Here is a 15143-nt window from a genome sequence, read left to right as displayed (position 1 = left end):
TCATTATAATTAACCTTTCATGAAATCTATTTATCTCTATCTGTTAACACTTGCTATCAGCATTTCCTGCCTGGCCCAACAAAAAACCTCCGTAAAATGGGGGGAGGACATCAAACTAAAAAAAGGCTCCACAGACCTTAAAGTGATTTGTACTGACAACACCGGCATCTACCTGGAAGAAGCCCACATTAAAATGAAAGCCTACTATGTAATTGGCGCTACTTTCAGAGGTTCAGGCACGCTCATAAAAATGAACGCCAACCTTTCAGAAACCTACCGTCGTAACTATGATAAGGACCTGCGGGGTAAAGAATTTGAACAATTCTTCCCTTTGGGTAATGACCTCTTCATTTTTGCATCCAATTATAACAGAAGGGACAGGATGCTTGAACTATTCGCTGCCAAAGTGAATAAGGCATCCGGCGACCTGTCCATAAGATGGCAAAGACTAGCATCCTTCCAGCAGGAGTCAAAGAAAGACAAGATTGAGTTCAGACTGACCTACAATACAGACAGTTCAAAGATGGTGATTGTAAGTAGTGTGCAGGGGAAAGAAAGAAATGAGTACAGGGTGCAGGAGTTTGATAATAAACTGAAGGGAGCTGCACCTGTTGTTATCTCAAATGAATTTGAAACAAAAAAATACCAGCTGGAAGATGTGATATATACTATCAACAGGAAGATCATCCTGGTAGGTCGTACTTATGAATATGAAGAAGGTAAAAAGAAGAAGGCGAAGTTCCTGGACTTTAACCACTACAATATTCGCATGTATAATGAAGGCGGTAAACAGGAATCTGAGATCAACACCACCATCAATGGTAAATGGCTGAGCAGCACCAAACTGCTGCAGGAGAGGAACCAGGACCTGGTACTGGCTGCATTCTACAGCAATGAAAAGAAAAGCCGGAAAGTAAATGGTTTACTGGTGCAGAGAATTGATGCCAATACCGGGCAGGTAATTTCAACTATTGATAAGACAATCAACGATGCCATGTTGTCTGACGGTGATTATGAGGAAGACGATGATAAGGAAGATAGCAAGGAAACTACATCAGGTAAGAAAGGCAAAAACGGCAAAGAAGATAAAGACGATAAGACTGCAAAGGCAGCACAGGAAAGCAAAGATGCGAAGGAAGAAGGAGAAGGTTTCTCCAGGTACATGCGGTTCAGAAAGATCTTTTATGCATCAGACGGAGGTCTTACGATCCTGGCAGAATCTTTTAATACATATACTTATAGCACATCAAGTTACACACCAGGTGTGAATGGTGCACCCGGTCACTGGTCATCCACTACCTATCGCGTATATTCCAGCGGAGACTTGCTGATGTGTAAAGTTGCAGCGAAAGGTGACCTTGACTGGTTGGAGGTAGTTCCTAAATCCCAGGAAGAACGATATGCAGTTTCATACAGTACATACGGAAGTGGTGCGACGTTCAGCGGGTTCAGCTTCTTTACAGCATTGACTATGCCATTCTATTCAGGGTTTGGAGTGATCAGATCAGGTAATAACATTCACCTCGTGCTGAATGATAATCCCAGAAATGCAGGGGTAACGCAAACAGGCCAGAAGGTAAAGTCTGTAAGCCGGTTTGGTAAATCAGATTGCTTTGTTATTACAGTTGATGAGCTGACAGGTAAGATCAGTCGCAAAATGATTTTTAGTAACCGGGAAATTCCTGCGGCTATGCCAAAGAAAGGTGCAGCGTTTGGGAATGATTTTTATATGGTAGGGCGTGCAGATAGGGTGTTTGGAAAGACCAGGATTGCGGTTGGGAAGATATCGGTGAAGTAGGTATACAAGTGCGGATTGCGGTGCAGGCATCGGCACTTGGAGAATAATTAAAAGGCCTTCAAATCTTTTCGATTTTGAAGGCCTTTTTTTGTGGGTTAACGGATCAGGTTTTATCTGCTTTTGGAGGTATTGTGAAATATTTATGCCTTTATCAGTGCAATAGTCACATCAGCTATTGAAACAAGTAACCATCTATTATTTTACATGTTCTTTTCGAAATCTCAAAAAACATACCTCCACCGTTTCTAATATTTCCATCAGCATGAGAACGTGATACAAAGATAGATGTATCATTTTCATAGACCTGTGTTTTAAAATACCCTTTGGGTGTTTTACGTTTCTTATCCAGTTTTGCAAAAGCTATCTCACTTTGTTTCCTTACTGAGTCAATGTTACATCCTTTGGATGTAAATGTATTCTCAAAATGACGCGAGGAGGTACAGGCCATCAATAAGAATACAGTAAAACATATAAAAGGCGTCACCAAATTTCTCATAAGGGTACCTGCTAAATTTTACTAAATGTACGGATTTAAAAAAGATGCACGAACTATTTGAGCGCTATTGAATCAATGTTGTGTTACTGATAGCCGGATGTAATCTCTTAGAAAGGTAGTTATTGAAAAGTATTATGCATTGAACAGGTAAAACCCGGAACATCAGAAAAGATGAACAGCCAGATTAAAGCAGTTCGATAGTTTGGAGGAAAGCAAAAGTAACGCGTTCTTCTGCTCCAGGAGAAATGAAACATTATAAAGATGTACTTTCTATTGAATAAAGTACAAGTGTTATTTTCTTATACCATCTGTAACTAATACCGTTCTTTCGATTAAATGCTGATACAAATATCGGTGATATGTAGAGGAGGCAACTTTTTGTGTAGATCGATTGAGGCTTGTTAAAGCGTTCAGGTCTACCTGGTAGTTCACACACACATTCATCCGTACAGATCGCAATTGCGACCGGGCTTAAAATGGATATTTCACCCCAGTCAGTTTTTCTCCCAGCTCCCATAACCTGCTTGCTGCAGTCAAATCTTTTGCTTGTTTGGGAATGGCTGCCGGTCCAGGCGAACCTTTAAGCTCCATAAATCCCGAAGGTCCCCAGTAACTCCCGTTCTGGACACTTTATCTATGCTCATGTTATTAATCATGTATTCAATAGCATCAGGATATTTTACCCCTTGATTAATAAAGGATGCGATGTTTTCATTTGATTAAAGATTGTTTGATTTAATAGATTTTACGCAAGTCCTGCTTACTTGTATTGTCTGTTACTGTGTAAGAAAGCAGGAAAGAATACAGTTAAGGTTTATGTAGACACTTACTTAGCTTACTATGGTAACATGGGTAAGCTGATTGTATTAAAAAGAAAAGGCTACTTTCCAGCAACCTCAACTATTACTAACCCGGAACAAAAAAGCCATCTGGGATGAATCAGATGGCTTCAATATGATTTCAAAAAATTAATCAGGATGGTAATTTTACCCCTTTCAGCAGCTCATTAACCTTTGCTTGCTTTGCTGGGCACTGTTTTTTTAAATCTATACCACTTGGTTTTTCATCAATGATCAGTCTGATCTCCTTGTTAAACAAAGTGCTTTTATATTTTACTACCTTTTTTTTCATGACTGTAAATTTAAGATTTTCTCTTTACTAATATCCCAGTGGTAGGAATATTCTTTTGAAATGGAATGATCCCCATATCTGTTTGACAATAAATGTCAAATTTAAAGGAAAGCTCATCAAAATTCAATGCCACTGCCATTCTGTAAAGTCTGGTTCTACCATCAGTACTACCAGTGAAGAAAATATATCTGTCAGGATATTCTTCGAGATAAATATCTACAGCATAAGCAACTGTTGCCAGAATTTTATTTCTATCACCATTGTCACTGACAGAATAACTGCTCATTTCTCCATCTAGTGTAACATCACCAAATGATAGGTTATAAACTATATCATTAGTAGTGGGAATAAATGCAATCCTCTTTAAAATTATACCTCTTGGGCCTATACTGAAGAAATCAAAAATACTATATGCATCCTTTATGTAAAGGTTTTTGTATACTTCATATTGCATTGTGTCTTATTAAAGATGAATAATTATTAATGGTATTTCAGATCGCAAATATAAGTAAACAAGAACTTAACTATCAATTGATTATCAAATACTTATATCAATAAACCAGTTGTCATTTTAATATAAAAAGAACTCTTAACACATAGCATGCATAAGTTTTATGGTGATAAAATAGAGTGGGGCAATGAGTAAAAACTCAGCCCCATATACTGCTCCATTGTAAAACCTTAAAGCCTTGTTATAGCTTTGATAATATTTTATAATTCAGGATACCTGTGTACATAATATCTTTAATCCCTCACCAATTATTTACCCTATGCCTGAATACAGTTTCTCCCTTCTGAATAAGTCGTTCAGCTATCCAGAATGGAATTAATCTCCATTCATACATATTCCTTTTCTTATATTCAGCCTCTTCATTCCAGTAACAGTGAGTATACAGATTCTATTTCTGCCTCAACTTCTGAGGTATCTTCATTATCATCAGCTATTTCCTGCATTTTAGCTTGAAGACTTCTATATTCTGAACCAAGCCTATTAATTTGATCATAGTATTGTTGGCTAGGTAGGATAATTTAAATTGATAAAACAGGAATTTATAGTGAATCATTACCTCCATCTTAATAAAAGCTCTACTAGTCGCAAATGTAAACTAGTAGAGTCTTTATCATTATAGAAGGTTACATAAAAGGCCAATTAGATGGCCTAATTAGTCGTAATGCTTATTAATAATATCGATTATTCCTCTCTTCTATAATCTTGATTTTTTTTCTGCAACAAAATACCTCGTGCTGTTAATCCCACTGCAATGATTCCACTATCCTCAGTATCATGTAGTTTTACAACCCCCATATCCTTCAATCTGTAATAATTTTGATTGTCAGGATGATCTTCTGAAGGGTTTTCAACCAAGAATAGTTCATTCATGGGAATAGCCATAATAAGTTCTTGAAGTCTTTTTTCCATACAATGAATGTTTAGAATTAATAATAAATTTTATTGCAAATCTATACAGCTAACTTGTTCCCATCTTAGTGTCTTTAAATATCCAAAAGAAACTTCCCGTTTATTCCCCTTAAGCTGGTACTTCCTGCCATCCCAAGACTTCTCCTCTATAAACAGTCCTGTATTATGATTCAGCCTATTGCCCTCATAAGTTATTCTAACCAAAATGGGTATCTGTCATTTAGATGTTTTCTTCAACTTATACAGGAAATAGGTAATAAAAATTCTATTGCCTTCCATTTCTTAAAGTTGGGTTAGTTGCTTTTGTGAAAAATGGGCCAAAGCAGCAGATATGTATTTGATTGATAAGTGTGTAAAGCATGTATCTATACTACCTCCAAAAAGATGTACTGCTAACTCCAATGATACCTCGTAAAATAAGAGACACTAAAAACAGATAAAACAGTAAATAGGATCCAACCCTCACCAGCACAGAACTTTCCTAAAACAAAATGCCCATAGACTTTAATCTATGAGCACTTCCTAATTACTTAGCGAGGCAAGGGGGACAGTTTTCGACCTTTTTTTTGCAACAGTTTGGTTATTGCCGGATTATGTCAGAAATAACAACAGGGGTGCTTATATATTCCCCTATCAGTCTCTGCTCCAAATTGCAAGCTCGCAGCTTAATGCAACAACGAACGAATTTCCAGTAGGCGAAAAGCCAAAAGATCTTAATTCACATGGCCCGTCCTTCGAAATAAAAATGATTTTCTCGTTGTTAGGAGAAGTAAGAAAAATTTTGGTTACGCGATATTTTTCAAACGGAGGATCGTCGACCTCATTTTCTCGTTTAATAAGGGTCCATCCATCGTTTGTTTCCGTTGGTAGGAAATATTTACCATAAAGCCCGCTTGTTTTGATTATAGCACCTGCTAATAAACCAAATCCCCTGATGGCACTTGTCGATTCATCAAATTGCGACCACCAATCAAGTGAATCCCTATCAATTTTCTCTCCTGTTACACAGCTAAAAACTCCTCTTCCCTGGCTGGATAATACAATTAGGTTATCAGAGTTATCTGCATATCCTACATTTTCAAGACCTCCAATGGCATAGGTGTTTTTATGAGACCACATTTAAACAAAATTGTGGAATCGAAACTAAGACAAACTTGGAATAACCCAACAAAAAAAGGAAGAACTAAGCAAAATTCAGCTTAATCCTTCCAATCTGGAAAGTGCGGAGAACTGGCAACAACTTTCGACCCTTTTGGGGCTGATTTGGACAAGATTGGGATGCTTATTGACATGCATTGCTGGAATAGGTCGCATTGTATTCTTCCCAGTTAACCTTGGATTGTGTCCTAAATTGCCAGCGGAGAACTTTATACCATTGTTACCAATAAGGAGGCCAAAGGGCGCAAAGGCTCAACAATAGCGATGATCAGGGGTACGCAGGCAGATCAGCTAACTGAAATCCTGAAGAAAATACCGAAACGATTACGCAGACTGGTAGAGGAAGTGACCTTAGATATGGCCGCGAGTATGAACGCTACAGTGCAAAGATGCTTTCCTAACGCTCATCGTGTAATAGACAGATTTCATGTACAGAAACTGGCATTTGAAGCCGTACAGGAAATCCGTATCATTCATCGCTGGCAGGCGTTGGAGGAAGAAAATACCGCGATAGATCAGGCCAAAAGACAAGGCCGTGCTTATCAACCTGATATTTTGCCTAATGGAGATAGCGCTAAACGATTGCTGGCACGAAGCCGTTATCTGTTATTTAAACACCCTGGAGCCTGGACACGCGAACAGCGACAAAGAGCAGAGCTATTGTTCACCAGATATCCTGTCATCCATAAAGGATATCAGTTATCATTACGTTTAGGAGAAGTATTTCGCATTGTACGAGTAAAGAACAGGCATTCAAGAAGCTGGCATTATGGTACAACGATGTGGAGGAAGCAGGTTTGCCATCGTTTAAAACCCTTGCCAGGATTATCCAACATCATTATCCGGGCATTCTCAACTTCTTCAACAACAGAGCTACCAATGCAGCCGCAGAGTCATTTAATGCGAAGATCAAAGCGTTTAGAAACGCGATGAGAGGAGTTTGAGATGTTCATCATATAGTAAGTATAAATAAAAAAGCCCACGCTATGCGTGAGCTTTCTAATTACTTGCGGTGAGAGAGGGATTCGAACCCTCGGTACAGTTTGACCCGTACGACGGTTTAGCAAACCGTTCCTTTCGGCCACTCAGGCATCTCACCGAAACTTCCCCGTTAGGGGTTGCAAAAATAATAATAATTCTTAATTCTCCAAAAGCATTTGAAAAAAAGTAGATTTTTTTTCATCCGTTATCAAAATCACAAATTATCCAGCCCCTGTTCTTATCCCGGATTAATACTTTAACTTGTTAAGACCATTTGCGAACTGATTGCGCCAACGACTTAAACCTACAACTAATGAAAGTATTCACTGACATACTTACTGACCCTGTTTACATAAAGTCAGACAAGCCAGATTCCGCATTCCGGAAATTCCTGAAATCGATGATCCGTGACGAGCGCGACCTTCCATTTCTTTACCTGACCATCGAGCTCACCCTCACTCTGCTGCCACTGGCCATCCTCTTATTCCTGCCTGTATCAGGCTGGATATGGTGGACCGCAGCTATAGCATTTACCTTTTTGAACAATTTCAGGTATAAAGGCCCCTTTGGCCTCATGCTCCATTGCACCAGTCACCGGGTATTCTTTGTAAAAAAATACCAGCTACTCAATCATTACCTCCCCTGGGTGATCGGCCCCCTCTTTGGCCAGACACCTGAAACATACTACAGTCACCACATCGGCATGCACCATCCTGAAAACAACATGCCAGACGATGACAGCTGTACCATGCCCTTTCAGCGGGACTCATTCCGCGGGTTTAGCCGGTACCTGGGCAGTTTCTTCTTTGCAGGTATTATACACCTCGCCCGGTACTTCATTAGAAAGAACCGGAAAAAGCTATTGGTACGCTCAGTGAGAGGGGAGATACTATATATATTAATGTGTGTAGGACTCTCTTTTATCAACTTCCCGGCTACATTGGTAGTATTTATCCTGCCATTCGTGATTTCAAGGATCATCATGATGTTGGGCAACTGGGCACAACATGCCTTTATTTGTCCTTCAGACCCGGATAATGCCTACAAAAACAGTATTACCTGTATCAATACCAAGTATAACCATAAGTGTTGGAACGATGGCTACCACATCAGTCATCATATTAAACCCAGCATGCACTGGACCGAACACCCTGATTATTTCAGGAAAACCCTGCATGAATATATTGAGAATGAAGCAATCGTATTTGATGGCATCCATTTTCTGCATGTGTGGTTGTGGCTGATGACCAAAAGGTATGACCTGCTGGCAAAACACTTTGTCAATATCGGGAATAGGTTTAGCTCGGATGAAGAGATCATGGCTTTCCTGCAACAGCGGACAAAGAAAATAGACCTGGCGACGGCCGACCCCGCAGGCAGAGTGGCGGCAGCCTGAAAGTAGGAGGGAAACTGCCTGCCAGACATCCAAAAAGTGATCATTCCGGCCACAAATCCTACCCCGATACCGGCCTGAACAGCCTGATATTCATCACCCACCTGACAAATTTTTATCAAATCATTCCTGACAAACTCAATATGGGAGGCCATCCGGCGCCTCCTAACGCCTAACTTTCCGTCTTTCTTTCCGCTTTATATTATATAAATCTTATGATTATGCGTAATCATAAGAATAAGTGCCTAAATTTGCGCTCTAACTTTCGATTTTAAAGTTCAAAGCAATATGCGCACTGTTACGTTAAAAAGGGTTGTGGTTACCGGGCTTGGGGCCTTGACGCCTATCGGAAATGATGTAAACACTTTCTGGAACAGCCTTAAAACAGGGACCAGCGGTGCCGGTCCTATTACACGATTCGACACTACAGAGTTTAAAACCAAATTCGCATGCGAACTGAAAGGTTTTGACATAGAAAAGTACATGGATAAGAAAGATGCCCGTAAAATGGACATGTTCACCCAGTACGCAATGGTGGCAGCTCAGGAAGCTGTTGAAGACGCCGGCCTGAATGCTGAAGGCATTGACAAAACAATGGTCGGTGTAATCTGGGCTTCCGGTAACGGTGGTATGCAGACCTTCGAAGACCAGATCGTGGAATTCGCTCAGGCTAACTTCGTTCCTAAGTTCAATCCTTTCTTCATTCCCAAGCTGATCTCCGACATCGCTGCCGGTCAGATCTCCATGAAATATGGATTCATGGGCGTGAACTATTGTACAGTTTCTGCGTGTGCTTCTTCCAGCAGTGCACTGGTAGACGCCTTCAACTTTATCCGCCTGGGTAAAGCCAACGCAATCGTAGCTGGTGGTTCTGAAGCACCTGTAACCCGCGCAGGTATCGCAGGTTTCAACGCACTGAAAGCCCTTTCTACCCGTAACGATGATCCTACCACTGCTTCCCGTCCTTTCGACGCTGACCGTGATGGTTTCGTAATGGGCGAAGGCGCCGGTGCTATCATCCTCGAAGAATATGAACACGCTGTAGCAAGAGGCGCGAAAATCTACGCTGAAATGGTAGGTGGCGCCATGTCTGCCGATGCTTATCACCTGACTGCTACCCACCCTGAAGGCCTGGGTGCACGCCTGGGTATGACCCGCGCATTGGAAGATGCAGAGCTGAAACCTGAAGATGTTGATTATATCAACGCACACGCTACTTCAACTCCCCTCGGTGACGCCAGCGAACTGAAAGGTATCATGGGCGTATTCGGTGATCACGTGACTAAACTGAACATCAGTGCAACCAAGTCCATGACTGGTCACCTGCTCGGTGCTGCCGGCGCTATCGAAGCGATCGCCAGTATCAAAGCAACCCAGCACAACCTGGTTCCGCCAACCATCAATACCACTAACCTCGGCGAAGGTATCCCAACTGACCTGAACCTGACAATTGGTAAAGCACAGGAACGCGAAGTGAATGTGGCTATGAGTAATACTTTTGGCTTCGGCGGTCACAATGCGATCGTTGTGTTCAAGAAATACAAAGCGTAATTCAAGCATATATAATTTAAAAGGCTGCATCTTGCCAGATGCGGCCTTTTTTAATAACCATATGTAACATTGGGGAAATATTCGCCTGTAATTGACCATCGTTCGTTTGTACTTCGACCACTCTCTGATCTTTCCCTGACTGTTCTTCGCACACTTCCCCGACTGTCCCTCGCTCATTCTTCGACCGTTCTTCGCTCATTCTTCGACCGTTGTTCGACTGCTCTTCGACTGTTCTTCGACCGTTGTTCGACGCTTCTTCGATGCTTCTTCGACGCTTCTTCGACTGTTCCCCTATTCCAATACATCCCCAACACCAACATACCACCAAAAGCTCACCAAAATACCACCTCTATATCCATCCGATATTGAGATGCCCTTATGGTGCTAATCTAGTACCGTTATAATGCTATTTTATTACTATTTCCAACCCGAACTCCAACTACCTCCTCCCCCCATCTCCAAACTCTTCACTAAAAATTTTAGCAAAACAGCAAATTATGACGTAGCTTAGTAGTAAATTAAACACCCATGGTTCCCTTCAAAATGACCCATGGATACTCGCAAATCAAATATGGCCAAGAAGAAAGAGAATGCATCGACGCCGGTCCTCACACCGGCAACGGCAGATGATCAAATAGCTGTGTTTGGCGCCCGGGTTCACAATCTCAAAAACCTGGACCTCACATTACCTAAAAACAAACTGGTAGTCATCACTGGCATCAGTGGCAGCGGAAAATCCTCCCTGGCATTCGATACCATCTACGCAGAAGGGCAACGCCGCTACATGGAAAGCTTTTCTGCCTACGCCCGCCAGTTCATAGGGGATATGGAACGCCCCGATGTTGACAAAATCACAGGCTTGTCGCCAGTGATCTCCATCGAACAAAAAACCACCAACAAAAATCCCCGCTCTACCGTAGGGACCATCACCGAAATTTATGACTTCCTCCGCCTGCTCTATGCCCGCGTAGGTATCGCATACTCCTATAATACCGGTAAACGCATGACCCGCTTCTCCGAAGAAGAGATCATGGACCACGTATTTAAGAACTACCCGAAAAAGAAACTCGTCATCCTCGCCCCACTCATTCGTGGACGTAAAGGTCACTACCGCGAACTCTTTGAACAGCTCCGTAAACAAGGCTACCTCAAAGTCCGCGTAAATGGAGAAATCCTGGACCTCAAAGAAAGAATGCAGGTGGACCGCTACAAAATCCACGACATCGAACTCGTGGTAGACAGAGTACAAGTGCAGGACGATGCCCGTACCCGCATCAGCCAGAGCATCCAAAAAGCCCTGCAGATGGGGAAAGGCCTGCTCTTCATCATGGACAATGACACCAATAAGGTCAGCCAGTACTCCAAACAACTCATGTGTGAGGATACCGGCCTCTCTTACGAAGAGCCATCTCCCAACACCTTCTCCTTCAACTCTCCCTATGGCGCCTGCCCCCGTTGTAAAGGACTGGGCACCATTTACCAGATAGATATGGACGCCGTGATCCCGGATCCCAACGTCTCTATCAATGACGGAGGCCTCGCTCCACTCGGTGAAGCCAGGGATACCTACACCTTCAAACAGGTGCAGCAACTCGCCAAAAAGAATAAATTCTCCCTCACCGCTCCTATCGGCAACCTGCCACAGAAAACATTGAACCTCCTGCTGTTTGGAGATGAAAATGGTAGCCTGGAAATGGATATGGAGTTCAGTGAAAACGGGGAAAACGGGTACAACGCAGATTTCGAAGGAGTGATCAACACCGTTCGCCGTTACTTCAACGACACCTCCTCCGACGCTGTACGTAACTGGGCCGAAAGCTTCATGAAACTACATACCTGCCCTGAATGTAATGGCTCCCGCCTCAAAAAGGAAAGCCTCTTCTTCAAGGTAGATGAAAAGAATATCTCCGAACTGGGGAACATGGACCTGGATAAACTGGCCATCTGGTTCAAAGACATCGAAAAGCGACTGGATAAGAAACAAAATACCATCGCCAAAGACATCCTCAAAGAAATCAGGGAAAGACTAGGGTTCCTGCTCAATGTAGGCCTGACCTACCTCACCCTCAACCGCGCTACCCGCACGCTGAGCGGTGGCGAAAGTCAGCGTATCCGCCTCGCTACCCAGATCGGCTCCCAACTCATGGGTATCACCTACATCCTGGATGAACCTAGTATCGGGTTGCACCAGCGTGATAACATGCAGCTGATCGATGCCCTCCGCAACCTGCGCGAAATGGGCAATACCGTCATCGTGGTGGAACACGATAAAGATATCATGCTCCATGCCGATCACCTCATTGACGTTGGCCCGGGAGCCGGTGTACATGGAGGCCGCATCATTGCCCAGGGCACTCCCAGCCAGATCCTGAAACTCAATACCCCAACTGCCGGCTATCTAAACGGCAAAGCTGCAGGTACCCTTCCTGCCGAACGACGAAAGGGCAACGGGAAATCACTGGAACTGAAAGGCGCTACCGGCAATAACCTGAAAAATGTGAGTGCGAAATTCCCGCTGGGTACCTTCATCTGTGTGACTGGCGTATCTGGTAGCGGTAAGTCTACCCTCATCAATGAAACGCTATACCCCATCCTGAGTCAGCACGCCTACGATTCCAAACAAGACCCTATGCCTTATAAGAGCATCAAGGGCCTGGAAAATATAGACAAAGTAATCGAGATCGACCAGTCCCCGATTGGTCGTACTCCACGCAGCAACCCGGCTACCTATTGCGGATTCTTCACAGATATCCGTACCCTGTTCTCACAAGTGCCTGAGGCGAAGATCAGGGGATATAACGCCGGCCGTTTCTCCTTCAATGTGAAAAGTGGTCGCTGTGATGTTTGTGAAGGAGGAGGGATGAGAGTCATAGAAATGAACTTCCTCCCCGACGTATACGTACACTGTGAGAAATGTAATGGCCGCAGGTATAATCGCGAAACACTCGAAATCAGGTACAAAGGCAAATCTATCTCCGATGTGCTGGATATGACTGTGGATGAAGCAGTGGAATTCTTTCAGCCCGTTACTTATATCTACCGGAAGATCAAGACCTTACAGGATGTAGGACTGGGTTATATCACATTGGGACAATCAGCAGTGACATTGTCAGGCGGAGAGGCCCAACGTGTGAAACTGGCCACTGAATTGTCAAAGAAAGATACCGGGAAAACAATATATATCTTAGATGAACCTACGACAGGTTTGCATTTTCAGGATATACAGCTGTTACTGAACGTTTTGAATAAACTGGTGGACAGGGGAAATACCGTGCTGGTAATCGAGCATAACCTCGATGTGATCAAGATGGCAGATCATATTATTGATCTGGGTCCGGAAGGCGGTGCTGGTGGAGGTACGATTCTATGTACAGGTACACCTGAACAGGTAAGTGAATGTAAGGAGAGTCATACAGCAAGGTTCCTGAAACAGGAGTTGAAAGGGTAGTAATCAATCGTCAACTGTTCCCTTTTTCAAAGTGTAATAACAGTTTTAAGATTATTCTATTACTGCCACAAGCTAAAAACCTCACAGGTTTCAACCTGTCTCAAAAGTAAAGTCCGGTTCCTGACCGACATTTCTTACCACCAGAAAACTAAAATTTTTAGCCCTAAAAAGTCGTTTTTCCCATAGGCAAAAGCGATTTTTTAGGGCTTTTTTCTTTTTCCTGGAAACAGATTCTACCCTACAAGTCATTATCTTCGCCTCCAGAATTGTTATAACCAATAGGCATGAAATATATTCCCGGCATTATAGCCCTCCTACTCCTGGCAGTATTTGCGGCTTGTGAGGATGAGACCAAGACCTGTGACCAAACCTTGCTCGCAGACCTTGGTATTAACTTTAAAAAAGACTCGTTGAATGGGTACATTAATAAAGATACCACCTGGCCCAAAGTGACCCTGTGTGCCCTTGACAAGGATACCATTATCAGCCAGCAAGCCAGATCCAGTGTATATTTCGCGCTCGACCCCCTGAAAGATTCCAGCCGTTTCTACCTGAAACTGGACTCCGCCGCCGTGGCAGATACCCTGACCTTCAGGTATACACGCACCCCACACTTTGTTTCGCCAGGCTGTGGATTCGCTACTTTTTCCACATTGGATACCGTAATCTGCACCTACCATACAATTGACTCTTTACATATAAATAACCGGGAGGTAACAAGTGATAATGCTACGAACGTTTCTTTATACTTTATTTATTAGCCTGGCTGCGGTCGCCGCACAGGCACAGGTGAAGAAGGATACAATCCCGGCGCCTGTAAAGGATACAACTCATCAGGCGTCGTCAAATACGGGCACAAAAATGAAGGCCACCGCCTTTAAACCAATCGCTCCCAAAGACACCACCGGCCTGAAAGCAAAATCTGCCAAAGATTCCGCCGCCCTCAAAGGGAAACCGGTGGTAGCTAAAATTGCAGACAGCACCTACCTCTCAAACGGCGGCGTCCGCATCGGCCTCGACATCAGTCGTTTCGCCCTGCTCTACTTCCAACCCTACAGAACCGATATCACCGTACAGGCAGATGTCCGCCTCGGACAAAAGATCTACGGCGCTATCGAAACAGGCTGGAACCGTACCTCCCATAGCACAGACTCCACCTATTCCTACAAAGGAAATGGTATCTACAGCACGATCGGTATCGACTATGACCTGATGAAAAAGAAGGAAACCACTGAACAGAATATGCTCTATGGTGGCATCCGGTATGGTATTGCACGTAATACCTACCAAATTCCGCATTACCGCATGACAAATAATTACTGGGATGCGACTGTCGAAGGTAGTTATCCAAAAACAACCGTCACCTCCCACTGGATCGAACTGGTTTTCGGCCTGAGAGTGGAAGCCGCCAAAAACCTCTTCCTGGGATGGGGTGTAAGAGAAAAAATCATGATACATAATGGTGCTCCCGCCTCACACCCACCTATCGTGATACCAGGATATGGCAGCGGTACCAAAAATTCCCAGTTCGACATGACTTATACCATCTCCTACCTGCTACCACTGTACAAAGTGAAAGTACATGTACCAAGAGATCAAAAGAAATAATACATGCAGGAAAGCGGGCATTTCCCAACAGAAATGAAACCATTTTCAGCAAAAAAAGCCCGTATCTTAGTACAGATACGGGCTTTTAAATTCAGTTACCTGGTGTCTTTTATATAACTCCCGGGAAGCTCACTTAGTAATGACACCTCCCTTTTCTAC

Annotated in this window: 11 protein-coding genes and 1 tRNA gene; 7 read left to right on the top strand and 5 right to left on the bottom strand. The window is 43.2% G+C overall.

Features of this window, described 5'->3' with window-relative positions:
• Window positions 1-19 precede the first annotated feature (19 nt).
• Complete coding sequence (locus tag ABDW33_RS10215; RefSeq protein WP_343689959.1) at window positions 20-1798, top strand: hypothetical protein; 1779 nt, start codon at window positions 20-22, stop codon at window positions 1796-1798.
• Between the two features lie 1468 nt (window positions 1799-3266).
• On the opposite strand, the gene ABDW33_RS10210 is transcribed toward ABDW33_RS10215, so the two are convergent.
• From ABDW33_RS10210 to ABDW33_RS10195, 4 genes are all read right to left on the bottom strand, one after another.
• Window positions 3267-3425, bottom strand: coding sequence for a hypothetical protein (locus ABDW33_RS10210; protein WP_343689958.1), 159 nt, complete (start codon window positions 3423-3425; stop codon window positions 3267-3269).
• A gap of 10 nt (window positions 3426-3435) precedes the next feature.
• Window positions 3436-3879 carry a hypothetical protein gene (locus ABDW33_RS10205; protein ID WP_343689957.1) on the bottom strand — a complete coding sequence of 148 codons (444 nt, stop codon included), beginning with the start codon at window positions 3877-3879 and terminating at the stop codon, window positions 3436-3438.
• Between the two features lie 738 nt (window positions 3880-4617).
• The gene (locus ABDW33_RS10200) at window positions 4618-4845 is read right to left on the bottom strand and encodes a hypothetical protein (protein ID WP_343689956.1); all 228 of its coding nucleotides are present in this window, start codon (window positions 4843-4845) and stop codon (window positions 4618-4620) included.
• Window positions 4846-5478: 633 nt separating this feature from the next.
• Entirely contained in the window at window positions 5479-5964 is a 486-nt protein-coding gene (locus ABDW33_RS10195; protein ID WP_343689955.1) for a hypothetical protein, read from the bottom strand.
• A gap of 303 nt (window positions 5965-6267) precedes the next feature.
• Here ABDW33_RS10195 and ABDW33_RS10190 point away from each other — a divergent pair, with 303 nt between their 5' ends.
• Entirely contained in the window at window positions 6268-6936 is a 669-nt protein-coding gene (locus ABDW33_RS10190) for a transposase (protein ID WP_343689954.1), read from the top strand.
• Window positions 6937-7013: 77 nt separating this feature from the next.
• Here the strand turns inward: ABDW33_RS10190 and ABDW33_RS10185 are convergent.
• Window positions 7014-7102, bottom strand: a tRNA-Ser gene (locus ABDW33_RS10185).
• Between the two features lie 195 nt (window positions 7103-7297).
• Here ABDW33_RS10185 and ABDW33_RS10180 point away from each other — a divergent pair.
• The 5 genes from ABDW33_RS10180 to ABDW33_RS10160 all read left to right on the top strand — a co-directional run bounded on the left by ABDW33_RS10180 (window position 7298) and on the right by ABDW33_RS10160 (window position 14984).
• Entirely contained in the window at window positions 7298-8380 is a 1083-nt protein-coding gene (locus ABDW33_RS10180) for a fatty acid desaturase (protein ID WP_343689953.1), read from the top strand.
• Between the two features lie 285 nt (window positions 8381-8665).
• The gene (gene fabF, locus ABDW33_RS10175; RefSeq protein WP_343689952.1) at window positions 8666-9928 is read left to right on the top strand and encodes a beta-ketoacyl-ACP synthase II; all 1263 of its coding nucleotides are present in this window, start codon (window positions 8666-8668) and stop codon (window positions 9926-9928) included.
• A 571-nt stretch (window positions 9929-10499) separates the two neighbouring features.
• On the top strand, window positions 10500-13376 hold the full coding sequence (gene uvrA / locus ABDW33_RS10170) for an excinuclease ABC subunit UvrA (protein ID WP_343689951.1): 2877 nt from the start codon (window positions 10500-10502) through the stop codon (window positions 13374-13376).
• A gap of 284 nt (window positions 13377-13660) precedes the next feature.
• Window positions 13661-14137 (top strand): DUF6452 family protein, encoded by a 477-nt coding sequence (locus ABDW33_RS10165; protein WP_343689950.1) that lies wholly within the window; start codon window positions 13661-13663, stop codon window positions 14135-14137.
• The gene (locus tag ABDW33_RS10160) at window positions 14103-14984 is read left to right on the top strand and encodes a DUF6048 family protein (protein WP_343689949.1); all 882 of its coding nucleotides are present in this window, start codon (window positions 14103-14105) and stop codon (window positions 14982-14984) included. Before ABDW33_RS10165 ends, ABDW33_RS10160 begins: the two co-directional genes overlap by 35 nt.
• The last annotated feature ends 159 nt before the right edge of the window (window positions 14985-15143 follow it).

It is taken from the genome of Chitinophaga sp. (assembly GCF_039596155.1).
Classification (GTDB): domain Bacteria; phylum Bacteroidota; class Bacteroidia; order Chitinophagales; family Chitinophagaceae; genus Chitinophaga.
Note: the sequence above shows the minus strand (reverse complement) of the source record. Positions and strands in the feature narration are given on the sequence as shown.

Excerpts from the sequence above, each read along its gene's own strand:
- ABDW33_RS10215 (WP_343689959.1), top strand. The coding sequence starts at position 20 with ATGAAATCTATTTATCTCTATCTGTTAACACTTGCTATCAGCATTTCC.
- ABDW33_RS10210 (WP_343689958.1), bottom strand. The coding sequence starts at position 3,425 with ATGAAAAAAAAGGTAGTAAAATATAAAAGCACTTTGTTTAACAAGGAG.
- ABDW33_RS10205 (WP_343689957.1), bottom strand. The coding sequence starts at position 3,879 with ATGCAATATGAAGTATACAAAAACCTTTACATAAAGGATGCATATAGT.
- ABDW33_RS10200 (WP_343689956.1), bottom strand. The coding sequence starts at position 4,845 with ATGGAAAAAAGACTTCAAGAACTTATTATGGCTATTCCCATGAATGAA.
- ABDW33_RS10195 (WP_343689955.1), bottom strand. The coding sequence starts at position 5,964 with ATGTGGTCTCATAAAAACACCTATGCCATTGGAGGTCTTGAAAATGTA.
- ABDW33_RS10190 (WP_343689954.1), top strand. The coding sequence starts at position 6,268 with ATGATCAGGGGTACGCAGGCAGATCAGCTAACTGAAATCCTGAAGAAA.
- ABDW33_RS10180 (WP_343689953.1), top strand. The coding sequence starts at position 7,298 with ATGAAAGTATTCACTGACATACTTACTGACCCTGTTTACATAAAGTCA.
- fabF (WP_343689952.1), top strand. The coding sequence starts at position 8,666 with ATGCGCACTGTTACGTTAAAAAGGGTTGTGGTTACCGGGCTTGGGGCC.
- uvrA (WP_343689951.1), top strand. The coding sequence starts at position 10,500 with ATGGCCAAGAAGAAAGAGAATGCATCGACGCCGGTCCTCACACCGGCA.
- ABDW33_RS10165 (WP_343689950.1), top strand. The coding sequence starts at position 13,661 with ATGAAATATATTCCCGGCATTATAGCCCTCCTACTCCTGGCAGTATTT.
- ABDW33_RS10160 (WP_343689949.1), top strand. The coding sequence starts at position 14,103 with ATGCTACGAACGTTTCTTTATACTTTATTTATTAGCCTGGCTGCGGTC.